19 protein-coding genes are annotated in these 21,659 nt (G+C 66.1%); 5 read left to right on the top strand and 14 right to left on the bottom strand.

Going from position 1 to position 21,659, the window contains the following annotated elements; genetic code table 11:
* Positions 1 to 8 precede the first annotated feature (8 nt).
* The 8 genes from CH273_RS02520 to CH273_RS02485 are packed head-to-tail and all read right to left on the bottom strand — an operon-like array spanning position 9 to position 8,828.
* Entirely contained in the window at positions 9 to 995 is a 987-nt protein-coding gene (locus tag CH273_RS02520) for a glycoside hydrolase family 16 protein (protein WP_230596856.1), read from the bottom strand.
* Positions 992 to 1,696: a DUF998 domain-containing protein gene (locus tag CH273_RS02515; RefSeq protein WP_032396096.1), complete on the bottom strand. Its 705-nt coding sequence runs from the start codon at positions 1,694 to 1,696 to the stop codon at positions 992 to 994. The genes CH273_RS02520 and CH273_RS02515 overlap by 4 nt, the downstream gene beginning before the upstream one ends.
* On the bottom strand, positions 1,693 to 2,973 hold the full coding sequence (locus CH273_RS02510) for a hypothetical protein (protein ID WP_032396095.1): 1,281 nt from the start codon (positions 2,971 to 2,973) through the stop codon (positions 1,693 to 1,695). The genes CH273_RS02515 and CH273_RS02510 overlap by 4 nt, the downstream gene beginning before the upstream one ends.
* On the bottom strand, positions 2,970 to 4,652 hold the full coding sequence (locus CH273_RS02505) for a lipopolysaccharide biosynthesis protein (RefSeq protein WP_179275407.1): 1,683 nt from the start codon (positions 4,650 to 4,652) through the stop codon (positions 2,970 to 2,972). Before CH273_RS02505 ends, CH273_RS02510 begins: the two co-directional genes overlap by 4 nt.
* Positions 4,649 to 6,421 carry an alpha/beta hydrolase family protein gene (locus tag CH273_RS02500; RefSeq protein ID WP_230596854.1) on the bottom strand — a complete coding sequence of 591 codons (1,773 nt, stop codon included), beginning with the start codon at positions 6,419 to 6,421 and terminating at the stop codon, positions 4,649 to 4,651. Before CH273_RS02500 ends, CH273_RS02505 begins: the two co-directional genes overlap by 4 nt.
* 43 nt (positions 6,422 to 6,464) lie before the next feature.
* Positions 6,465 to 7,412: an amino acid--[acyl-carrier-protein] ligase gene (locus CH273_RS02495; protein WP_032396094.1), complete on the bottom strand. Its 948-nt coding sequence runs from the start codon at positions 7,410 to 7,412 to the stop codon at positions 6,465 to 6,467.
* Positions 7,412 to 8,566 (bottom strand): acyl-CoA dehydrogenase family protein, encoded by a 1,155-nt coding sequence (locus CH273_RS02490; protein ID WP_032396093.1) that lies wholly within the window; start codon positions 8,564 to 8,566, stop codon positions 7,412 to 7,414. The genes CH273_RS02495 and CH273_RS02490 overlap by 1 nt, the downstream gene beginning before the upstream one ends.
* A 4-nt stretch (positions 8,567 to 8,570) precedes the next feature.
* On the bottom strand, positions 8,571 to 8,828 hold the full coding sequence (locus CH273_RS02485; protein ID WP_032396368.1) for an acyl carrier protein: 258 nt from the start codon (positions 8,826 to 8,828) through the stop codon (positions 8,571 to 8,573).
* 268 nt (positions 8,829 to 9,096) lie between these two features.
* Here CH273_RS02485 and CH273_RS02480 point away from each other — a divergent pair, with 268 nt between their 5' ends.
* Entirely contained in the window at positions 9,097 to 10,488 is a 1,392-nt protein-coding gene (locus tag CH273_RS02480) for an acetate and sugar kinases/Hsc70/actin family protein (protein ID WP_179275406.1), read from the top strand.
* A 174-nt stretch (positions 10,489 to 10,662) separates the two neighbouring features.
* Positions 10,663 to 12,591, top strand: a complete 1,929-nt coding sequence (locus CH273_RS02475; RefSeq protein WP_032396091.1) for an Hsp70 family protein — start codon at positions 10,663 to 10,665, stop codon at positions 12,589 to 12,591.
* A gap of 6 nt (positions 12,592 to 12,597) precedes the next feature.
* Here the strand turns inward: CH273_RS02475 and CH273_RS02470 are convergent, their stop codons facing one another.
* The gene (locus tag CH273_RS02470; protein ID WP_032396090.1) at positions 12,598 to 13,122 is read right to left on the bottom strand and encodes an Lrp/AsnC family transcriptional regulator; all 525 of its coding nucleotides are present in this window, start codon (positions 13,120 to 13,122) and stop codon (positions 12,598 to 12,600) included.
* Positions 13,123 to 13,238: 116 nt separating this feature from the next.
* Here CH273_RS02470 and ald point away from each other — a divergent pair, with 116 nt between their 5' ends.
* On the top strand, positions 13,239 to 14,321 hold the full coding sequence (gene ald / locus CH273_RS02465; RefSeq protein WP_032396089.1) for an alanine dehydrogenase: 1,083 nt from the start codon (positions 13,239 to 13,241) through the stop codon (positions 14,319 to 14,321).
* 74 nt (positions 14,322 to 14,395) lie between these two features.
* Here the strand turns inward: ald and CH273_RS02460 are convergent, their stop codons facing one another.
* Complete coding sequence (locus CH273_RS02460) at positions 14,396 to 15,754, bottom strand: YibE/F family protein (RefSeq protein ID WP_052049706.1); 1,359 nt, start codon at positions 15,752 to 15,754, stop codon at positions 14,396 to 14,398.
* 215 nt (positions 15,755 to 15,969) lie between these two features.
* On the bottom strand, positions 15,970 to 17,220 hold the full coding sequence (locus CH273_RS02455; protein WP_032396087.1) for a pyridoxal phosphate-dependent aminotransferase: 1,251 nt from the start codon (positions 17,218 to 17,220) through the stop codon (positions 15,970 to 15,972).
* Positions 17,221 to 17,321: 101 nt separating this feature from the next.
* Between CH273_RS02455 and CH273_RS02450 the strand changes: the two genes are divergently transcribed.
* The gene (locus CH273_RS02450; RefSeq protein ID WP_032396367.1) at positions 17,322 to 18,026 is read left to right on the top strand and encodes an SOS response-associated peptidase; all 705 of its coding nucleotides are present in this window, start codon (positions 17,322 to 17,324) and stop codon (positions 18,024 to 18,026) included.
* A gap of 7 nt (positions 18,027 to 18,033) precedes the next feature.
* Here the strand turns inward: CH273_RS02450 and CH273_RS02445 are convergent, their stop codons facing one another.
* The gene (locus CH273_RS02445) at positions 18,034 to 18,261 is read right to left on the bottom strand and encodes a DUF3263 domain-containing protein (RefSeq protein ID WP_032396086.1); all 228 of its coding nucleotides are present in this window, start codon (positions 18,259 to 18,261) and stop codon (positions 18,034 to 18,036) included.
* A 101-nt stretch (positions 18,262 to 18,362) separates the two neighbouring features.
* On the opposite strand from CH273_RS02445, the gene CH273_RS02440 reads away from it, so the two are divergent.
* Entirely contained in the window at positions 18,363 to 20,276 is a 1,914-nt protein-coding gene (locus CH273_RS02440; protein ID WP_032396366.1) for a dipeptidyl-peptidase 5, read from the top strand.
* On the opposite strand, the gene CH273_RS02435 is transcribed toward CH273_RS02440, so the two are convergent.
* A complete protein-coding gene (locus CH273_RS02435; RefSeq protein WP_032396085.1) occupies positions 20,269 to 20,538 on the bottom strand; it encodes a hypothetical protein in 270 nt (89 codons plus the stop codon). The two genes, CH273_RS02440 and CH273_RS02435, sit on opposite strands and share 8 nt — an antisense overlap.
* A gap of 89 nt (positions 20,539 to 20,627) precedes the next feature.
* Complete coding sequence (locus CH273_RS02430; protein ID WP_230596852.1) at positions 20,628 to 21,629, bottom strand: type IV toxin-antitoxin system AbiEi family antitoxin domain-containing protein; 1,002 nt, start codon at positions 21,627 to 21,629, stop codon at positions 20,628 to 20,630.
* Positions 21,630 to 21,659: the final 30 nt, after the last annotated feature.

The raw sequence follows: 21,659 nt of genomic DNA, 5'->3' as shown, positions 1-21,659 counted from the left end.
GCTCGGTCTCAGTCGGCGCGATACCGCACCCAGTCGACCGACATCGTCGCCGGAAACGGCGTGGAGTTGTCGGTGGGACCTGGCCAGTCGCCGGCGACCGCGACGTTGAACAGCAGGAAGAACGGCTTGTCGAAGACCCAGTAATCGTCGCCGCCGATCAGGTCGTCCGGAGTGACGGTGGCCAAGGTGGTGCCGTCGATACCGGTGGTCACGCGGCCCGGCGACCGCTCGACCCAGTAGGTGTGGAAGTTCTCGGACAGCGGCTCCGGCGGAATGCCGCCCGCGTCCACTTTCTGGCTCGTCATCGAATCGGGTTGGGGGGCATGGATTCCGGTGTGGTACTGGTCGGCCTGGTTCAGCGTCTCCATGATGTCGATCTCGCCGGACAGCGGCCAGCCGACGGAGTCCAGGTCGGTACCGAGCATCCAGAAAGCCGGATGCAGTCCGGCTCCGGCCGGCATCTTGATCCGAGCCTCGACGCGGCCGTAGGTGAACTCGAACTTGTCCTTGGTGGTCACGCGGGCCGAGGTGTACCCGTCACCGTTGCGCATCGCGTTGACGACCATGTGGCCGTCACCGTCGAGAGACGAGTTCTCGGTCGAATCGGTGTAATTCTGCTTTTCGTTGTTGCCCCAACCGGTCTGGCCCACGTCGTGACTCCAGCGGTCGTCCGACACGGCGTCGCCCGCCGTCCCCGAGAAGTCGTCGTAGACGGTGAATCCGGGCTTGGCGGCGGCAGTGTTGGACGCCGACGTCGTGGAACTCGCGTCGATGGTGCCTCCAGCGGTGGAGTCGGGATCGATGTCGGCTCCGTCCGAGCGGTGAGAAAGCCCGTACACCGTGCCTGCCACGACCAGACCGAGCACGATCAGGAACGCCAGCACGGACGGCCACCGCCGTCGGGGAGGCTCGACGATGAGTCCGGTTCCGGGAAGCCGCGAAACCTCGACGGTCCCCGCGCCGGACTCTCGGCTGGATGCGGCGTGACGACTCACGCGGTCTCGTCGCCGGTCTTCGGTACCCGCGTCGCCTTGAACTGCGACACCGACAGTACGACTATGCCTACGAGGAGCGCATAGGTGGCGATGCGTTCCATGGAGCCGATACCGAGTCCGAATTCGTGTCCGCTCATGTAGGCGAAGTAGCCGGCCAGCCCGACGGCTCCGAGCGCGGTGACCACGACGCGGATGGGGCGTCGCAGGCTTCCGTGGCCGCCCGCGATGACGAGGCCGAAGTTTCCGAACACGAAGAACACGGTGGCCCCGAACGAGTGGATCGGGTAGTTCACGCCCTGGTTGACGACACCTGCGGTGATGGCACCGGCACCTGCGACGACGAAGAACGAGGCGGCTCTGCCGTCGATTCGGCGGACGATGTACCAGGATCCGCCCACGGCCGCGATCGCCACGCCGAACAGCACCATCGACGCGTTGAGCAGAACGTAGAGCTCGCTGCACGGCCAGTTGCCGGTGGGCCCGCAGAACGGGATGCCGAGCTCGCTGATGTAGTTGTTCCGGTAGCTGTAGAGCCCGCGCCACGTGGCCGAGACGATGTACTCGACGAGGACGAACTGCACCACCGACAGGCCGGCCCACCGAGCGACATGGGCGACGAAACTCGAGCGCGCGGGCGCGACGGTGTTCGACGTCGGCCGGTTCGCATCGGGTTTCGTGGGGCGTTTCGCTTCGGTGGTCATGCGGTCTTCTCCTGAGGGGCGAGCAATGCGAGGGGGTCTGCCGCTACGAGATCGAGTGCGGCCTGCACGGTGTGGCTGTCGAAAACATTGTCGTGGAACGACGCCGAGACGAAGACGACCGAACCGATGGTCTCCATCGTGATCATCACCGACTCCGGTCGACCCGGATCGGCGATCACGAAGAAGGCGCGGTCGGCGGGCTCGGCCAACCAGGAGACCGGCTCCAGCTGCCTGACTCTACCGACATCGGAGTACATGAGCTTGACCTTGGGCCGGACCGGTACGCGGTCGTCGAACACACCGGACACGGCCCGGTGCTCTCGCTTGTACTTGATGGTGCTGATCGTCGCCGACGCGATGGGACGGCCCTTGGCGATGGCACCGGCCAGTGCGTCGTTCACGTCCCCGGCCGAGGTGGGATCGATGTCGGTGAAGCCGATCCCGGCCGCGAAGTTGCCGAGCACCACGGACGACGGCGGAAGGTATCGCCTGCAGTCGAACAGGAAGGCAGCAGAACGATCGAGGGGGAACGACGTGCGGGCGAACGCCGAGGCCACCGCAGCGCACATCACCGCGCTGACGCTCGCGCCGGGCAGATGGGATTCCCGCCACCGCCGGATCGCGTCGGTGGTACCGAGCCGGGTCACCGCGGTGGCCACCGCGGCCGAGGGTGCCCACGGCCGAAATGCCGACGGCGACGGGGTGTCGGGTGCGGCGGCCGAGGTGGTGGACTCGTGGTTCGAGCCGGGGCGTACGCGGTCGTAGATCGTGTCGACGACTTTCCTGGGATTGCGAACGACCCAGCGCAGCAGGGCCTTTCGAAGAGGATGGCCGTCGACGGCACGGTCGGCCCACGCCGGAAGCGGTGCATCCGGACGCGCGTCGGCCAGGTACGCGAACAGGTCGACCGGCAACAGAGCGTCGCCGAGACCGTGATTGAGATCGAGGAACAGGTAGCGACCGGCCAGACGCATCCGAAGAGGAATCCCGGGCGCGGACGCGTGCGAGAACTCGGTGAGTTCCTTGGCCAGTTGCTCGCGACCCACGGCCGGTCCATCGGCGATGTGCTCGAGCACCCGTTCCGGTTCGTAGACCCAGCCCGCCGAGGACTGGTCGGCGCGCAGGCCCAGCCGTGTGGCAGGACCGATCGAGGCCAGTGCGAGTACGCGGCTCTGCACCCGGGCGAGATCGCCGAAGTCAGCCGGTCCCAGGACGGTCACGATGCGCGAATCGGACCGCAGCATGTCCAACGAGCTGGCGCGATAGGTCTGAGTCATGGTGCCGTCCTGTGTTGAGCATGGACCGGAATACGGCGCGGTGACGGATCGTCGAGCGGCGGTGGACCGTCCTGGCGCTCACGTGGATGCGGTTCACGGTGCCGAGGTCCACCGTCTCGGGGTTGTCGGTGACGCGATCGAGGCGATCCGGCGTCGTGATCGTCGATCGGCCCGCGAGGTCCGGGGGAGTCCGACGGACCCGGGTTCTCACCGGACTCGCCGTTGCTGCCTGCGGACAGTTCACGAATCCAGCGAACGAGCGGCACGATCAGGACGACGGCACCGAACGCCTCGGCGGCGAGGTACGCCCAGCCGACGGCAGCGATGCCCATGGACGACGACAGTGCCACCGAGCCGCCGATGATGATCGAGGTGGCCACCACCTGCACGATCACGGCCAGTCGCATGCGTCGACGGACGCGGGCCAGACCGTCGTACAGCGAACCGACGACGGACAGTGGGATGGTGAGCGCGGCCAGCTGCACGATGATGGTGCCCTGATCGCGGTAGCCCTGGCCGATCAATCCGAGGCCGAACGGCGCGATGAACGCGAGAAAGATCGACCCGCCCAGTGCGACGATGCACACGAGCGTCATGAACCGCTTGGTCAGGCGGTGGAACTGCGCGGGGTGTGCCGCCACCTCGGCCACGTACGGTCCGATCAGAACGCTGATCAGGATGTAGAGGGCGCTGACGATCGACCAGGTGAGGGAGAAGTACGCGTTCTCCTCGGCACCGAGGGTGGCAACGACGATCATCGGCACGAGCAGCGGAGCGAGCGAGCCGAGAGCGGTGATGCCGTATGCCGAACCGAAGTAGGCCCACATCTCGCGCCTGGGCGGAAGGTCCGGCTTGCCGGCGTACCGCTGTTCGGTCCGGACGTTCTTCATGATCGCGCGCAGGACGAAGATCGACGCCACGACGGCGGGGACCGCCCAGGCGGAAATGATCGAGGTACTGCGCTCGGTCGCGAAGAGGGCCAACAGCAGCACGAACTTGGCGACCGCGTGGAAGACGTTCTTGGCGGCCGCCCAACGTGCGACGCCCAGGCCGGATGAGGTCTGATCCTGCAGCGCGAACACCGCGAGCACCGCGACGAAGAACGGGAACGACACGATCTCGGCAGTGCTGGTGAACATCTCGTCCACCGGCGCGACCAGCAGGAAGCCGCCGCCGAGCACGAACGCGAATGCCGTGACAGTGAGGTAGCCGCGCACGATGAACGACTTGGCCAACCGACCGGAGATCGGCAGGAATCGCTCGTACATCGAACCGAGGCTCAGATTGGACAGCGTCGAGAGCATCACCGCCGAGGTGATGACGGCCGACGCGCTGCCCACTTCGGCAACGGGATACAGCCGACCGGCTGCGGCCCAGAACAGCAGGCCGAGAGCGCCGGTGATGGCCGTCGAGAGCATCAGGGCCATCGAGTTGAGCGCGAGATTGCGATCGGAGGCCTTCGAGCCCGGTCCGCTGTCGGGTTGCGGTCGTTCGACGGCGTCGGCGACCGGGGAAACGTCGACCGAGTGCACGGCATCGTGCCGAGGTACGGTCGGCACCGGCATCGTCGGGCTGTTCATCAGACCCAGGTCGAACCGAGCCGGTTCGATCGGATACCACCGAAGTTGTTCGAGCTGTTCGTGCTTGGGCGGCAGGATCCTGGGAGCGCGGTGCTTCACAATCGAACCTTCCCCACCGGCACGGGCGGCGACGGGGCGGCGATCTCGACGTCGAAGGCAGCAGAGGCGGCCGTCACCAGTTCGGCTCGTACGTTCTCGCGCAGATCGCGACCGTAGAGCGAGTGGTCACCGGAGTCGAAGGAGGTGACAGTGGGTACCGACGATCGACGCTGGAGTCGGCGCATTCCCTCCGGGCCCCGATTGGTCTCGAACCAGGTGGTGTCGCTGGGGGAGAGCAGAACCTGCGTCTGCACCTGACGGTCGCTGAGAATGCGCAACGAGATCTCGGGAACCTGGATCAATCCGCGCCGTCCGAGCCAGATCCACAGTGCGTACGGAATCCGCGGCTGCAGTGCATTCTTGGTCCGCACACCCCAGTGGTGGAGACGGTCGAGTGCGCGCGCCTTCAGCCCCGTTTCCTCGATGTGCATCGAGGAACGCTTGACGAATTCGAGACGACGAGTGGTCCAGTCCAGGGTGTTGAGCAGTACTGCGGCCCGAACCCCCAGTTCCCTGGCGGCGAAGCTGGAATACCATGAGCCCGAGCACATTCCGGCAACCATGACGTTGTCCGGAGTGGTCCCCGACTGCCGGACAGCGGTGAGCGCGTCCTCGTTGCCTTCGTCGCTGTAGAGCCGGGTCAACTCCCCATCGGACACGATTCCGCTCTCGCCGGTGCCGCGTCGATCGAAACGCACCGTGGAGACTCCGAAGCGGGGCAGCAGCCGCGCCAGCTCCACCCACATGCGGACCGGACCGACGCGGTGCTCGTTGGCAGTGGGGTACAGCACCACGGTCGGTCCGCCTGCGCGGCATCGATCCGAGGTGGACCGAATCGCGAAAAGCTGCTGTGCGCCCAGGTATTCGATGTTCTCGCGGATTCCGTCGACCACGGACGTCGAGCGATGCTGCAGCTCGATCCCTCGTGCGCGCTCGACCGGAAATCTCGATGCCGTCCACGTCGCGAGGTAGGCGATGTCGGCCGTCGGGATGATGACCTCGAAATCGCTCGGCTCGAGAAAGTCGTCGTGAGCGGTCAACGTGTGTTCCTGAGCCGCGAGAGTCTCGACCAGCTTGCGTACCGGCTTCGTATCGCCTCGCTCGGCGCGGGTGGCGACGAGCACCGGCGCGTCGGTACTCGTCTTCGCGGCGTCCAGTGCGGAGAAGTCCGCGGCCGAATCGGGATGCAGCACAGCGCCGATGATCGACACCCTGGGATCGGTCTCGGAGTCGGTGGTGACGCTCACCGAATACAGCGCGCGCTGCTCGTGCAGATACGACCGCCCTTTGACGACCGGATCCCACAGCGTCAACGCGGTCAGTGGCCCGCACTCCGCGGCGACCGAACACGCCAACAAGGCACCGACGCGCAGACCGACGAGGCCGACCTCGCTCACCCCGCAACCTCGAACGTAGTCGACGGCCTCGACGATGCTCCGCCGCCAGTGCTCGACCGCGCCCGGCTGATCCTGATCACCCCACGAATCGCCGGTGCCGCGGTAGTCGAACCGCAGCACCAGAAGTCCCTGCTCACAGAGCTTCTGCGCAAGCAGGGTCATACCGCGATACGAATCGACCTGCTCCTTGCCGAGCGGCGGGCACAGGACGACGCCGCCGCGTGCCCGACCGCCGGACGGCACGTGGACGGCGCCGAACAGCGGCGAATCGGACGGGCCGAACCACGTCGGGTACTTGCCGCCCGCCGTACGTGGAGAGGACTCGGCGGGAACTGAGCCGATGCGCCGAGGAGCGGTGCGGGAGCTGTTCACAGATTTGGTCCTTCGTGTACGTACACGGGTGAAGCGGGAACGATCAGTTGCGCAGTGCGGCAGGCCAGCCCGATCGATCGAGTCCGTGGGTGCGGAGCATCGCCAGTGCGATGCGTTCCATGCCGAAACCGACGCACGCGCTGTGGGCGGGTTCACCGTCGACGGTCTCGATGCCGAAGGTGTGCCCGAAGTGATCACGGTGGCAGTTGCACGAGACGACCGCGGTGCCCTCGTCGAGATCTCCGTAGAGCTTGACGACCAGTTCGGTCTTGAGGTTCTCGTTGCGCTGGTTCGCCGCGAGCATGCGTCCGGCGCGACCGAAGAAAGGATCGTTGGCGATGACCGCCTCGGCTTCCAGTCCCAGATCCGCCAGCACCTGGAGCCCGCGCGGTACCCAGCGTTCGCGGTGTGCCACTGCTTCGTCGGGGGTGCCGACTCGGACGAACTCGTGCATCCGAAATGCCTGCATCCGAGCCGGATCCACGGCGGGCTCGTGCCGGAAGCAGTAGCCGTAGATGTCCATCAGCGTGCCCTCTTCGGGCAGCGTGCCGGTGAGCATCGAGTACGACGGGTGGCACGCAGCCGAGACCAGCATGGTGCCCGCGGACTGGAGGAAGTGATCCCAGTCCTTGCCGTCGGACCGTTCGGCCAACAATTCCGCGTGGGCCTTGTTGTCGCCCTCGAACGTGTTGATCGCACCGGTGAGGTTGGGGAACGACGCGATGTAGTCGGTGCGCTCGAACGCTTCTCGCGGAAAGACCGGAGCGAATCGAAACCTGGTGGCCTGACGGCCGTGTTCGGCGACCCCGGCCGCGGTGACTCTGGCGTCGACGAACTCGATGATGTCCTCGAATTCGCCACTGCGCCCGTACAATCCGGGAATCGAACTGGGTACCAACAAACCGGCGTCAATGAGCTCGGCGCGGAAAGCTGCTCGGGCGGAGTCGAGTTCGCTGATCTCTGTCTCCGGTGCGGAATGCGTGGTAGTCATCACTTGCCCTTGTAGACGAGGGAGAGCTGAGCGTTGTGACCCAGAATGCGTTCGTTGCTGACCATGATCGCGGACCCGTGTGCATCACGAAGATGACGGCCGATGCTCATCTCGCCGCCCTGTCGGTAGCCGGAGATGCCACAGATCTGCAGAGCCTTGCCGACGATGTCGATGACGAGCGAGGACGCGGTGACCTTGACGTTGTTGATCTTGAGCGCGAAACCGATGGCTCCGAGCTCCGCGGGGCTGTCGGCGATCGCCTCGAACTTGGCTGCGGCACCGAACACCGTGTCCACCAACTGCTCGTGCACCACCATCAGCTCCGCGAGACGCAGCGCGCTCGGCGGCGGCGTTCCCGGAGTTTTGCGTGCGGCCTTCTGGACCGACTTGCGGGCCTTGGTGACCGCGGCATCGGCGATACCGAGCCACGCGGATCCCCACAGCACGTGCGCCACCGGGAGCATGGTCTGAGCGGAGATGTCGCCGTAGTTGTCGCCGAGGATGTTCGACGTCGTCGTGCGTGCCTCCAGCATGAAGCCGGGACTGCAGGTGCCACGGAAGCCGAGGGTGTCCCAGGTGCCGGTCTTGACCAGCGTCACGTCGGGCTTCTCGCACACCACGAGCACCTGATCGCTCGGCGGGCTGTCCACGCTGCGCCGCGCCGTCGCCAACACGATCTGTGCGTACTCGCCGTAGGAGATGACCGGTGCGTTCTTGCTGAGCGTGATCTGCTCGCCGTCGTACTCCACCGCACAGCTGCTCGAGCGAACGTCGCCGCCGATGTTGATCTCGGTGGTGGCAGACGCCACCAGTATGCGATCGGTCACGATGCGACGCTGCAGGTCTGCCATCGCGTCGGACTTGCCGTGGCGGACGATGCTGAGCACCTGCGACTGGTGCATCACGAAGATCATCGCCGTCGATGCGCACTCGGCACCGAGAGCACGCGAGATCCGCGCTATGTCGGTCAGTGTTGCCCCGCCTCCGCCGAACTCCCGCGGAATTCCGACCCCGAGCAAGCCGGCGTCGCGCAGCGCATCCACCGATTCGGTGGGGAAACGGGCATCGCGGTCGACCTCGTCGGCATAGGTCCGCAGTACGGCCAGCACGTCGGTGATCGACTGGTCGATCGAGCTCTCGTAGACGGTGGTCATGGCCTCAGTCCGTCAGCTGGGCGATGGCCGCGGCGATCGCGTTGATGCTGCCGAACGTCGACTTCTGCAGCATCGTGTCGGGGAACTCGACGTCGAATTCGTCCTCGAGCGCGATCATCACGTTGACGCTGGCATGCGAGGTGAGGCCGCTGTCGTAGAGATCGGCAGCCTCGTCGATGCCCTCCACGGGGACCGGCAGTTTTCCGAATTTCTCCAGAACGGTTCGCACTCGAACCACGTCGTGAGCATTGAGCGTCTGCATCGAAACCTCCACCGATCGCGTTAACCACGAGACCGGACGGCCTCGTCGTCGACTCAGGGTCGGCTGGCTGTGCGCCTTTTCGACCCAAAGTCTCCCCAGACCCCTCCAAACAATATCGTAGATTGTTTAGTAGCGTTACCGGGATGCCCGCATCGGGTTCGAGGACCGCCGTACACTTCGAGTGGAGCGGGGGCTCGTACGGACGCCCGATCGGGCGTCGAAACACAATCTGCGAAGGACTGTCTGGTCTATGGGTGGCGTCTGCGGGGTGTCAGTGGGTACCGGTGCCGTGCGCATCGCGTACATCGCCGACGGCCGCCGCGTCGAGGACTCCATCGACGCAGAGGGCGCACACGACCTGCTGCCGGGCAAGCTCGTCGACCTCGGACCGTTCGAGGACATCGTGCTCGCCGGGTGGGACACCGCAGCCGTGACGGCTCTGCTGGAGACCCTCGGCGACGGCACCGTGCCGAAAGCCCGCATGGTCGACGAGTCCCGCGCCCTTCTCGCCTACGCCCGCACCGTTCCGGAACTGGCCGACAAGGACTACGTCCTGGTCGTCGACCTGGGCAAGAAGGGACTCTCGGCCACCGCACTCGACGTCGCAGGCGAGTACGTCGAGTGGACCGCACGCACCGTCGACATCAGCGGCGACCGCTTCGACGAAGTGGTCCGAGGCATCGTGATGGCGAAGGGAATTCTGCCGGCTCCCGTCGGACCCGAGGGCGACCAGGAGTACCAGGCCTTCTTCCGGGAACTGAAGGAACTGGTGAGCTCGTCGGTGGGCGTCAGGGCTCCCAACCGCGGCCCGATGTTGCTCAGCCGAAAGGAGTTCGAGCGAGAGATCACTCCGCTGGTCTCCGACGCCTTGGACTGGGCCTCCAAGCAGGCACCCGACGCGGTACTGCTGATCGGCGGCGGTGCAGCCATTCCCGCAGTGCGCAGCATCATCGAAGACAAGTGGAACGTCCCGGTCCACGTGCCCGACGCCCCTGCGATGGCCGTCGCCAAAGGCGCGGCACTCGACGAACGACCCGCCCGAGCCTCGCTCGACGCCGATGTGGGAACAATCACTGTTCCGGACGACGCGTCGGAACTGCTCGACGCACCCGAGGCGCTCGCCGCTCCCGACACCCTCGATGCACCGGACACCTTCGTCCTCGACCCCGTCGAGGAGTGGATGGTCGACGGCCTGACCGTCGACCAACTCGCGACCGAGGACCTGACGATCCCGTCGACCACCTTCGAGACCGACCTTCTCGTACCCGTACCCCTCCAGCCCGAGGTGTCGGAACCGGCTGTACCCGAGCCCGGCGTCGTTGCCGAGCCGGTACGCCGCGGCCGCCGCACCTGGTCGATTCGTGACGCGTCCGTACTCGCCGCTGTGAGTGTGCTGATCGTCGCGGTGGTGGGACTGGTGTTCACCCGAGGAAACACGCCGCCACCCACCCCGCTGATCGACCAGCAGATTCCCTTCGATTCCACGTTCGCCGCGGCCCTTTCCGCCGCCGCGGGTCCCGCCGACGAGGCTGCGCCGGGTCCCGTCGAATTGCCTGTCCTCGGGCCCGCTCGACTGTCCGACGCGGACCTGTACGAGCGTGCCTTCAGCTACGACGGCGAGATGTACCAACCGGTCGTCGATCCGGAGCTGCCGGAATAGACCGGGGGTCTCGTTCGCGCGGGCCGCTCGGGGAACGCGACCGGTTCCGTCACGCGCGGGTGCGCAGCCCACCGGGGCGCGCGCCCCGCCGATTCGGCCGAAGCGGTAGCCTGGCGCTCTGGACGGGGTGTACCGCGTCCGAGAAACATTGTCGATCGAAGTGAGGCCTGACGCGTGACTGTGCTGCTTGGGGTGTCCATGGGGACCCGAGCCGTGCGCACGGCGCAGCCCCGAGCCGAGCAGTTCGGGGCACCGGTCGCCGATCCTTCCGGCCTGGTCAGCGACATCGACCGGCCGCTGTTCTTCCGCAACGAACTCATCGACAGCGTCGGCGGGGACCTTCCGCATCTGGCCGCCGAATCGATCGGTGCGGCAGCCGAAACCGAGCCCGAACTCGCCACCGGCGTGGCCTACCGCGACCCCCGTCAGGCCGACGCCCTGCATGCTGCCCTCAGCGGTGCGCACCTGCACAACTATCACCTGGTCCACGAGGTGGAAGCCGTCGTCGAGTACCTGGCGGCGACCGGTGAAGCCCGCAACTGCAGTTCCGTGGCCCTGTTCGACCTCGGAAGTTCCGGACTGACCGTCAGCGTCGTGGACCTGGTTCAGCGCACCGTCGTCGCCTCGCAGCGATCCGGTGAGTACAGCGGAGATCTGATCGACGCCTACGTCCGCAACAATCAGCTCCAACGCCTCGGCAAGCAGTCGACCGACCCGGACATGGCGCTGTTCGAGAAGCGCTGCCGAATCGCCAAGGAACGCCTGTCCACCCAGGACGCGGTGTGCCTGCCCGATGCGAGCGGGATGATCCTGCTCTCCCGTGAGAACTTCGAGCTGCTCATCACCGACCTGCTCGACGAGGCCATCGAGTTCGCTCGCGAGGTGATGATCGGGGCCAACGTTCCCATCGACGCCGTCGTGCTGATCGGCGGCGGCGCACGCATGCCGATCGTGCAGCAACGCGTCGGACCGCTGCTCGAACTGCCGTCGATCGTGCCGACCGAGCCCGAGACCGTCGCGGCACGTGGGGCTGCACTGACGGCACGGCCGCATTCGCGCACGCGAACCGGAACCCGACGATCGCCAGACGCTCGTCGGCCGGTGGAGTCCGCCGCACCGATCGCACCCACGTCGCAGGTACGCGCGGAACCTGCTCCGGTGCCACCTCCGCTGCCCGCTCCGGTCCGGCCGGTCCCGGCTCGCGCCGATTCGCAGCACGCCGCGCCGGCCGCACCAGCGCCAGGGCCCACTGCAGCGCGTCCCGTCCCCGCCCGTCCCTGGATCGCGGCGGCACCGATCGGCGAGGGCTCGAAGTCTCAGGACACGGTGTCCGATGTCCCGGTGTCCGATGTTGCGGTGTCCGACGTCCCGGCCGAGCCGATCGAAACGGTGGAGGGTTTCGCGTCCTCGAGATTCACCGACTCGTCGGAGTCCGGTGCAGTCGAAACGGTTTCGGACACGACACCGGTAGTGGAAGATGTTCTCGACGACCACGTGCAGGGGGCGCGGGTCGACGGGGAGGTCGTTGCGTTGAGTACGAACACGGGGGATTCGTCTGCCGAGGGCTCTGTTGCCCAGTCCGAGGCAACCGACGACGGCAAGCCGGTTCCGTTCCAGCTGAAGAACGTCTACTGGCTCGACGCCGATTACGACGACGACGATGGCGAGGACGATCGCACCCGGGCTCGGCGCAGGCTTCGCACCGGAGGTGTTCTCGCACTGGGTCTTGCGTCGGTGGTGGGCGTCTCCGCGTTCATGCTCACTCAACAGAACACACCGCAGGTGGTCGACACCTCGGTCAGTCGCACCCAGGCGGAGGTGCCGGCGGTCACCACGACGGTGCCCACGTCCGTGGCGCCGGCTCCTGTGTTGCCGCCGCCCGCACCGGAGACCACCGTTGCACCGACCACGGTGCCGCCGGAGACCGAGGTCTACCAGGAGCCGTGGACGCCGGAGCCGACGACGACCACGGCCGAGCCCGCACCGCCGCCGCCCGTCGAGTCCGTTCCTCCGACGACGACGCAGCAGCCGCCGCCGCTGATCCCGGGTTTCCCGGACTTCACGTTGCCGGTGTTCCCGCCGGTCGCTCCTCCCGCTCCCTGATCGAACTCACTTGTCCGCGTGCTTGTTTCGCGGTCGGATGTGCTCGAAGATCAGGATGGTCTCGGTGGCGGCCACGGCCGGGTCGGCACTGAGATTCTCGACGACGAAGTCGCGCAGAGTGGCGGTGTCGACGGTCGCCACATGCACCAGGAAGTCGTCCGCACCGGCAATGAAGTAGATGTTCAGCGTCTCCTTCCGCGAGGCGATCTTCGATCCGAATTCGCTGATGCGGCGTCGAGCATCTGCTTGCAGCCGCACCGAGATCATGGCCTGGATGCCCTGGCCGAGAGCCTCGGGGTCGATGTCGGCGTGAAAGCCGCGGATGACACCGCGTTCGACGAGGGCGCGAACCCGGGCCAGTGCGGTGGACGGAGCGATACCGGCCGCCGCGGCGAGCGCGTTGTTGGGTGTGCGGGCGTCGCGGCGGAGCTCGTCGAGCAGGATGTGGTCGATTCGGTCCAGGGGGACCGGCCGAACATCGTTCGGCTGCGCACCCTGTTCGACCCCCTCGAATGAACTATTGCGTGCCATTTCTCGACTGTACAGAATTATGTTCACTTCCGTTGCGTCGATTTCGTAGATAATTCATAGTTGGCCTACACGGATGGAGCCTCGGCTTCACGTCACCCACCACCGAGGAGGCCGCCATGAAGATCGGAATTCCACGCGAGATCAAGAACCACGAATACCGGGTGGCCATCACCCCGGCGGGCGTGCACGAACTGGTCTCGCGAGGACACGAAGTGATCGTCGAAACCGAGGCAGGGGCCGGATCGTCGTTCACCGACACCGACTACAAGGCCGCCGGTGCGCAGATCCTCACCGATGTCGACGAGGTCTGGGAGACGGCCGACCTGCTGCTCAAGGTCAAAGAGCCCATCGCCGAGGAGTATTCACGCTTGCGCAAGGGGCAGGTGCTGTTCACCTACCTGCATCTCGCCGCATCCAAGGAATGCACCGACGCGCTCCTGGAGTCGGGTACCACAGCCATCGCCTACGAAACCGTCACTGCGGCAGACGGTTCCCTGCCGTTGCTCGCACCGATGAGTGAGGTTGCCGGACGCCTCGCGCCCCAGGCCGGTGCCTACCACCTGATGTCGAGCGAAGGCGGACGTGGAGTTCTCATGGGCGGAGTTCCCGGAGTGCGGCCCGCCAACGTCGTCGTCATCGGAGCCGGCGTTTCCGGAAAGAACGCCACTGCAATCGCTTTCGGCATGCACGCCGACGTCACCGTGCTCGATCTCGATGTGAAGGCGCTGCGCGCCATCGACGATCAGTACCGCGGGGCCGTCAAGACGCTGGTGTCGAACGCCTACGAACTCGAACAGGCCGTTCTGGCAGCAGATCTCGTCATCGGTGCCGTACTGGTGCCCGGCGCGAAAGCACCGAAGCTCGTGTCCAACAGCCTGGTTCAGCGCATGAAGCCGGGTTCGGTTCTGGTCGACATCGCCATCGATCAGGGCGGCTGCTTCGAGGATTCGCACGCAACCACCCACGCCGATCCCACGTACAAGGTGCACGAGTCGGTGTTCTACTGCGTCGCCAACATGCCCGGTGCCGTGCCGCGCACCTCCACCTACGCGCTCACCAACGCCACCCTGCCGTACGTCGTCGCCCTCGCCGACAAGGGTTGGGAAGCTGCATGCGAGGCGGACCCGGGTCTGAAGGCGGGACTGAGCACGCACAACGGCGCCCTGCTCTCGGAAACCGTCGCGGCCGCTTTCGCCTGAGGAGCGGCTGCGCCGCACGTGCACGGAAATTCGTAGCCCACTACGAACTTCTGCTCACATGGGGCGAAGCCGCTCTACGCACTGTGGCGGCCGGAGCGCCGGGTCTTGCGGGTTGGTCCCGCGGCCCGGCGCTCTGCTCGGTTCGAGGTTCCTACGACGGTGATCGGCCGCGCCAACAGCACAGCGATCGCCGTGGTCAGCGGCACCGACAACGCCAGCGCCACACCGCCCACCGCGGACCGAACGATCTCGATGGCCACCGAATCGCCGGTGAGTACGTCCTGGATGGACCGGTCGGCGACGCTGAAGAGCAGCAGCAGCGGCAGCGCACCACCGGCATAGGCGAGCACGAGCGTGTAGACCGTGCTGGCGATGTGGTCACGCCCCACCCGCATCGTGGCGGTGAAGATCTCGCGCCGCGACGCCGTCTCGTCCACCGAGGCGAGCTCGAAGGCGGCCGAGGCCTGCGTGATCGTCACGTCGTTGAGCACTCCGAGCGAGCCGATGATGAAGCCGGCCAACAGCAGGCCGGTGACGCTGACGTTGCCGATGTACGTCTGTACGGCGGTGTTCTGTTCCTCGGACAACCCGGTCAGGTGGGTCATACGGATGGCGACGTAGGACAGCACCGCCGCCACCGCCATGGAGGTCAGAGTGCCCAGCAGCGCCGAGCTGGTGCGCAGATTCACCCCGTGCGCCAGATACAACACGGCGTAGAGGATCACCGCCCCGGCGACGAGGGCGACCGGAATGGCGGGTGCACCGTCGAGCAGGGCGGGCAGCATGAACACCACCAGCACGGCGAACGCGATAAGCAGCCCGACCAGTGCTCGGAATCCCCGCCAGCGCGCGACGACGCAGATGACCACGGCGAACACGCCGACGATCAGTGCCAGCGGCAGTCCGCGGGAGTAGTCGTTGAAGGAGTAGCGGACTCCACCGGCGGGGTCGGTCTGCACGACCAGCCGGATGTCCTCACCGGCGCTCAGGGTTGGTTGGCCGGGCCCGGGCGCGATCTCGAGAACCGTGCGCTTGCCTGCGTCGGCACCGGTGGTGATGTCGACGATGCTGCGCTGACATTCGTACGAGTCGTTGACCGCAGGCGTCGGGTCGCCGGTGAACGCCCGGCCTGCGTCGGGACTTCCGCACGGCCCGATGCTCTGCGAGGTGATGGTGCCTGCCTCGGTGGACACCGCTCCACCGCCTGCGGTCTGGAACGGCAGCGGGATGTCGATGCTCTGCTGGCTGGGCCACAGAGCGATGGCCCCGCCGATCACGGCGATGGCTATGGCGACCAGCAGTCCGACGACGACCTTGGCCGCCACCGGTCCCAACGGCACCGGTGAGTCGCTGTGACCGTGACCATGACCATGACCCACATGAGATCCGAGGCTCGATTTACTGCCGTCGGAAGGACTGCCGTGTGATTCCACGGTGTCAGGCTAGTGGCCGATGCGAGGAGCTCGGTGGCGGGGAGCAGGGGGGGCGTCCCCCGCCACCACCTGACCGACCCGGGGGGGGAGGGGTACGACCAGGGCTCGCGGGCACCGAAGTGCCGTCCGCCAATGTACAGATCATTCGTCGTTCAGGCGGGATCGCCCCGATGTTTTGTGCATCACTTTCAACTACTTTTCGGTAACTTCGTGTCTCACTGCTTGTACGACGCGAGGAAATTGCCGAACCTCTCGATTGCCACGGCCAGATCTCGTGCCCACGGCAGCGTGACGATGCGCACGTGATCGTGGCCGGGCCAATTGAATCCGGTGCCCTGAACCACCAGGATCTTCTCCTGCAGCAGCAGATCCTGGACGAGCTTCTCGTCGTCGTAGATCTCGTGGACTTCGGGATCGAGTCGCGGGAACGCATAGAGTGCACCCCGCGGTTTGACGCACGAGACGCCGTGGATCGCGTTGAGCTTCTCCCACGCGACGTCGCGCTGCTCGAGCAGTCGGCCGCCGGGCAGGATCAGATCCTCGATACTCTGATATCCGCCGAGTGCGACCTGAATGGCATGTTGCGCAGGCACATTGGGGCACAGCCGCGTCGACGCGAGAAGGTCGATGCCCTCGATGAAACCTGCGGCGTGAGCCTTCGGTCCGGTGATCGCCAGCCATCCGGCGCGGTACCCGGCCACCCGATACGCCTTGGACAGGCCGTTGTACGTCAGGCACAGCAGGTCGGGAGCCAGGCTCGCCAGCGAGGTGTGCTCTGCGTCGTCGTAGAGGATCCGGTCGTAGATCTCGTCGGCGAGCAACAGCAGCTGGTGCTTGCGCGCCAGATCGACGATGCCTTGCAGCACCTCTTTCGAGTACACCGCGCCGGTCGGATTGTTCGGGTTGATCACCAGCAGTGCGACGGTCTTCGGTGTGATCTTGGACTCGATGTCCGCCAGATCGGGATTCCACCCGTTCTCCTCGTCGCACATGTAGTGCACGGCCTTGCCACCGGACAGCGTCGTCATCGCCGTCCACAGCGGGTAGTCCGGGGCCGGGATCAAGACCTCGTCACCGTCGTCGAGCAACGCCTGCATCGTCATCGTGATGAGCTCGGAGACTCCGTTGCCCAGATAGATGTCGTCGACGTCGAGCTCGGGGAAACCCGGTTCGAGCTCGTAGCGCGTCACGATGGCCCGTCGCGCCGACAGGATGCCCTTGGACTCCGAGTACCCCTGGGCCACCGGCAGCGCCGCGATCATGTCCCGAACGATCACGTCGGGGGCCTCGAATCCGAACGGTGCCGGATTGCCGATGTTGAGCTTGAGGATGCGATGCCCCTCGGCCTCGAGCCGGGCGGCATGGGCGTGTACCGGTCCGCGGATCTCGTACAGCACGTTCTGCAGCTTCGTCGATTGCTGCAACGTGCGATAACGCGGCTGGGAGTGGATCTGCGGAGTGGTCACCCGTCACATCGTGCCAGGTGGGCGGTATCGGTTTCCACGAGGTTGTTTCGCGCGGGGTTGTTCGAGCGCGTTGTCGGTGCCGGGTGGAACAATCTCGTTCCATGTGCGGACGGTATGCCAGTACCCGGAGTGACAGCGACCTGCAGGCGGTGTTCGACATCGCCGAGACCGTCGGTGCGGAGGTGCCACCGTCGTACAACGTGGCCCCCACACAGACGGTGCGGACAGTGCTCGAACGGTCGCCGAAGGACGAACCCGAGGCCGACGCCGTGCGGCAACTGCGGTCGGTGCGGTGGGGCCTGATTCCGTCGTGGGCCAAGGACGCGAAAATCGGTTCCCGACTGATCAACGCCAGATCCGAGACCATCACCGAGAAGCCGTCGTTCAAGAAGGCGGCAAGCCGTCGGCGATGCATCGTCCCTGCCGACGGGTACTACGAGTGGGAGAAGCGCGACGGAGCGAAGGTGCCGTACTTCTTGCACCAGGACGGCGTGCTCGCGATGGCCGGGTTGTACGAGCTGTGGCGAGACCCCACCAAGGCCGAGGACGACGAAGCACGTTGGGTCTGGTCGGTCACCGTGCTCACCTCGCCTGCCGCCGATGCGCTCGGCCACATCCACGATCGCTCGCCCGTCGTGCTCCCGCCGGATCTGCGCGCGAGTTGGCTCGACCCTGCGGTGACGGACCTCGGTGACGTGCGAGACCTGTTGGCCGCGATCCCGGAACCACGGCTCGAGCCCTACGAGGTGAGTACCGCGGTGAACAGCGTGAAGAACAACAGCCCGGAGCTCTTGACGCCGGTGTAGGGGTGGCTCAGGCGAGTCGCAACCGGCAGATGTCGGCGATCGCGGCCCGCTCGTCCGGCGTCAGCTCCTCGGCGACCGGCGAATCCAGTATGCGACGCAGTCGCTGGAAGTAGGTACGCGCGTCGACGCCGAATGCCACGTAGATGTCCTCGTCGCTGCCACCGCCGTATCCACGCCAGGTTCGGCCGAATGTCAGAATCTCGTGGTCCACCGAATGGGTAGTGGTCCGGCGCATGGTGTTCCCCCTCGTATTACTTGCCTCCCATCATCCGGGTCACGGTTGAAGAGCCGGTGAACACTGCGTTACGTGCGCGTCAGTTCACTAGGGTGGTCGGGGTGACCGCACTCGCCTTCGGATCCTGGCCCTCGCCCATCACCGCAGCAGATCTGTCCTCGGCGGGCCACCCCGTCGAGGGTGGTTGCTTCGTCGGCAGCGAGATCTGGTGGTCGGAACTGCGGCCCGCCGAGCAGGGCAGGACGGCCATCTGCCGCTATGTCGACGGCGAAGTGCAGCCCATTCTGCCCGCACCGTTCAACGCCCGCACCCGCGTCCACGAATACGGCGGGGGAGCCTGGACCGCGACGGCAGACGGAGACATGGTGTTCGCCGAGTTCTCCGATCAACGCGTCTACCGACTCACCCCCGGCGGGGCACCGGTACCGCTGACTCCGAAACCTGCTGTGGCGTCGGCCATCCGGTACGGCGATCTCTCGGTGGTCGGCACCGACGTGATCGCAGTTCGTGAGATGCACGACGCAGGCGCGGTGTCACGAGACATCGTGGCCATCGATCTCGGCGGCGGTGGGGTGCGTTCGCTGGTGGCGGGCTCGGACTTCCTTGCGTTCCCGAGACTCTCGCCCGACGGCACCCGCATTGCCTGGATCGCCTGGAACCACCCGCAGATGCCCTGGGACGGAACAGAATTGCGCGTGGCTTCGCTGGCCGATCCGTCGTCCTGGACGGTGCTGCTCGGTTCCACCGAGGAATCGGTGATGCAGCCGGAATGGATCGACGACGAATCGCTGTACGTCATCAGCGATCGAAGTGGTTGGTGGAACCTGTATTCGGTCACGCTCGACGGTTCGGTGACTCCGCTGGTGACGCTCGACGGCGACTTCGGTGCTCCGCTGTGGCGGTTGGGGTCGAGCTGGTATTCGGTGCTGGACGACGGGAAGCTGCTCACCGTGCGCACCGTCGGCACCGACACGTTGGCGGTGTTCGATCCTGCGTCCGGGGCACTGGAGGACATCACGCTCGACGGTGTGACCTCGGTGGGGCTCGGTGGGCGCGCCGGGTCGACGGTGCTCCTCAAGTGCGGTGGAGCCAGGGTGGCAGCGGGGTTGTTCGCCCTCGACCTGGAATCCGGCGAATTGACCTCGGTACGTTCGGGTTTCGAATCCGTACCCGACAGCGCATACCTGCCCGAGGGACGTCAGGTGACATTCCAGGGGCCCAACCGTGAGGTGCACGCCATCACCTACGCGCCGCGCAACCCGTCGTACGAGGGCTTGGACGGTGAACTGCCGCCGTACGTCGCGTTCGTTCACGGCGGCCCGACAGCGCACGTCGCCCCCGCTCTGAACCCGTTGTTCGCGTACTTCACCAGCCGCGGCATCGGCGTCGTCGATGTGAACTACGGCGGGTCGAGTGGATACGGCCGCGAATACCGCAACCGGCTGCGCGGGCAGTGGGGAGTGGTCGACGTCGAAGACACCATCGCCGCGGTGCAGGGTCTGGCCGACAGCGGGCTCGCCGACCCACGCCGGTTGGCCATCGAAGGCGGGTCCGCAGGGGGTTGGACGGTGTTGGCCGCGCTGACATCTTCCGACGTGTTCGCCTGCGGTGCATCGTACTTCGGCGTCGCCGAGCTGGAGCTTTTCGTCGCCGAGACCCACGACTTCGAGTCCCGCTACATCGACGGGCTCATCGGACCTCTGCCCGAGGCCATCGACCTGTACCGCACCCGCGCGCCGGTCAACAACGTCGACGGATTGTCTTGCCCGGTGCTGTTGTTGCAGGGGCTCGACGATCCGATCGTGCCGCCGTCGCAGGCCGAGCGGTTCCGAGATGCCATGGTGAACAAGGGAATTCCGCACGCCTACCTGGCCTATGTGGGCGAGTCGCACGGATTCCGCAAACTGGAAACGCAGGTGAACGCGCGGGAATCAGAACTGTCCTTCTACGGCCAGGTGATGGGCTTCACGCCGCCCGGAATCCCGGAGCTGCAGTTGTGGCGCCCCTCTAGCTGAGTGGTGGGTGCGCGCGCTTCGCTTCCAGAAATTCGAGGAGCGCGCTGGGGATGGCGCAGTACTTGCTGTTGCCCTCGGACAACCTGCTGCCCACCTCGAACGCTGCCTTCGACGGGCCGTCGTTCTCGAGGATGAGGGCACAGAGGCGCTCATCGGTGCGGCCGGACTCGCAACACTGCTCGACGTGCGCTCGGTCGTCGGGGGTCAACGCCGTCCACCACTCGTCGTAGCGGCGAAAGAGCTTGTCCGCGTCGTCGGTCATGCCTGCTCCCTACTTGTCGGTACGCCTTCGGGTCCGACCATACTCACGGTGTCCGATTCGGGCACTTTTGAGGGGGGTGCTCGGCGACCTCACACCGCTTGTGCAGGGTGCGCGCCCGTGTTTCGACGCGACGAGGGGCGCGCGGTCGATAGAGGGGTCGCTCGGTCGCCTACGTTGCCTCGTGCGGCTCTGTCGGCAGCGTCGCGGATCATCCGATCGACGAGCTCGGGGTGATCGAGATCCGACCAGGCGATGCGCACCACCTGGCGGCCGGTTGCGCGAATGCGATCCTCGCGACGCTTCTCGTCCCACAACACATCGGCCGCAGACTTCCCTTCGGGCACGTAGCGTCCGTACTTCACCTTGCCGTCGAATTCGACAACGGTCTCGAGGTCGGGCAGATCGAAATCCGCGCGCCCGACGAAACCGCGGGAGTCCGTGATCTGCACCTGCAGCTGCGGTGTGTAGCCCAGCTGATGCAGCACTACTCGGGCACGTGACTCCCCGACACTCTCGGACCGGCCGTCCATGAATTCCGCGACTCGACGCGCCATCCGGTTGCCTGGATGGTTCGGACATGAATCCAGCGCTGCGACAACATCTTCGGAGGTGAGCCCGCGGGTTCTCGCAGCGAAGTCCGCGATGCAGACGGCCGTCTCGAACGGAAGCGTACGAGCGCAATCGGCAACCGTGCGCGCCGGACCGGTGACACGCACACCGCCGAGGTCGACGATCTCTTCGTCGGTGTACGGCGAGGTGTGCACTGCTCGAACGGCACTGCTACGACCGCCGCCCCGGGCACGATTGCGGGTGATGTGCACCCGGCTCAGGTCGGCATTCCACACGTCGAGACCATGGAATATCGCTGCGCTCACATGGCTGACCACGGCATCGGGAGCAATGGTCGCGTCGAACACCGCCTCGGCGATGACCCGATGCTTGTCTTCCCTGGGCAGTGCGTCGAATTCGTCTCTGCTGACGAACCGTCCTGGACGGAGTCGACGCCACGCTCGCGTTCGGCAGTAGCGCTGCAACTCTGCGTCGGAAATGCCGCGGGAGAGTGCGTCGGATCGCGAGACGATGCGGGTCATGAACGAATGCTCTCGGGCGCAATCGCTTTC

The sequence above is a fragment of the Rhodococcus sp. 05-339-2 genome, assembly GCF_002258965.1.
Taxonomy (GTDB): Bacteria; Actinomycetota; Actinomycetes; order Mycobacteriales; family Mycobacteriaceae; genus Rhodococcoides.
The sequence above is the reverse complement of the archived record's forward strand: the minus strand, read 5'-3'. Positions and strand labels throughout refer to the sequence as shown.

Excerpts from the sequence above, each read along its gene's own strand:
- CH273_RS02515 (WP_032396096.1), bottom strand. The coding sequence starts at position 1,696 with ATGACCACCGAAGCGAAACGCCCCACGAAACCCGATGCGAACCGGCCG.
- CH273_RS02510 (WP_032396095.1), bottom strand. The coding sequence starts at position 2,973 with ATGACTCAGACCTATCGCGCCAGCTCGTTGGACATGCTGCGGTCCGAT.
- CH273_RS02495 (WP_032396094.1), bottom strand. The coding sequence starts at position 7,412 with ATGACTACCACGCATTCCGCACCGGAGACAGAGATCAGCGAACTCGAC.
- CH273_RS02490 (WP_032396093.1), bottom strand. The coding sequence starts at position 8,566 with ATGACCACCGTCTACGAGAGCTCGATCGACCAGTCGATCACCGACGTG.
- CH273_RS02485 (WP_032396368.1), bottom strand. The coding sequence starts at position 8,828 with ATGCAGACGCTCAATGCTCACGACGTGGTTCGAGTGCGAACCGTTCTG.
- CH273_RS02470 (WP_032396090.1), bottom strand. The coding sequence starts at position 13,122 with ATGGCACGCAATAGTTCATTCGAGGGGGTCGAACAGGGTGCGCAGCCG.
- ald (WP_032396089.1), top strand. The coding sequence starts at position 13,239 with ATGAAGATCGGAATTCCACGCGAGATCAAGAACCACGAATACCGGGTG.
- CH273_RS02450 (WP_032396367.1), top strand. The coding sequence starts at position 17,322 with ATGTGCGGACGGTATGCCAGTACCCGGAGTGACAGCGACCTGCAGGCG.
- CH273_RS02445 (WP_032396086.1), bottom strand. The coding sequence starts at position 18,261 with ATGCGCCGGACCACTACCCATTCGGTGGACCACGAGATTCTGACATTC.
- CH273_RS02435 (WP_032396085.1), bottom strand. The coding sequence starts at position 20,538 with ATGACCGACGACGCGGACAAGCTCTTTCGCCGCTACGACGAGTGGTGG.
- CH273_RS02430 (WP_230596852.1), bottom strand. The coding sequence starts at position 21,629 with ATGACCCGCATCGTCTCGCGATCCGACGCACTCTCCCGCGGCATTTCC.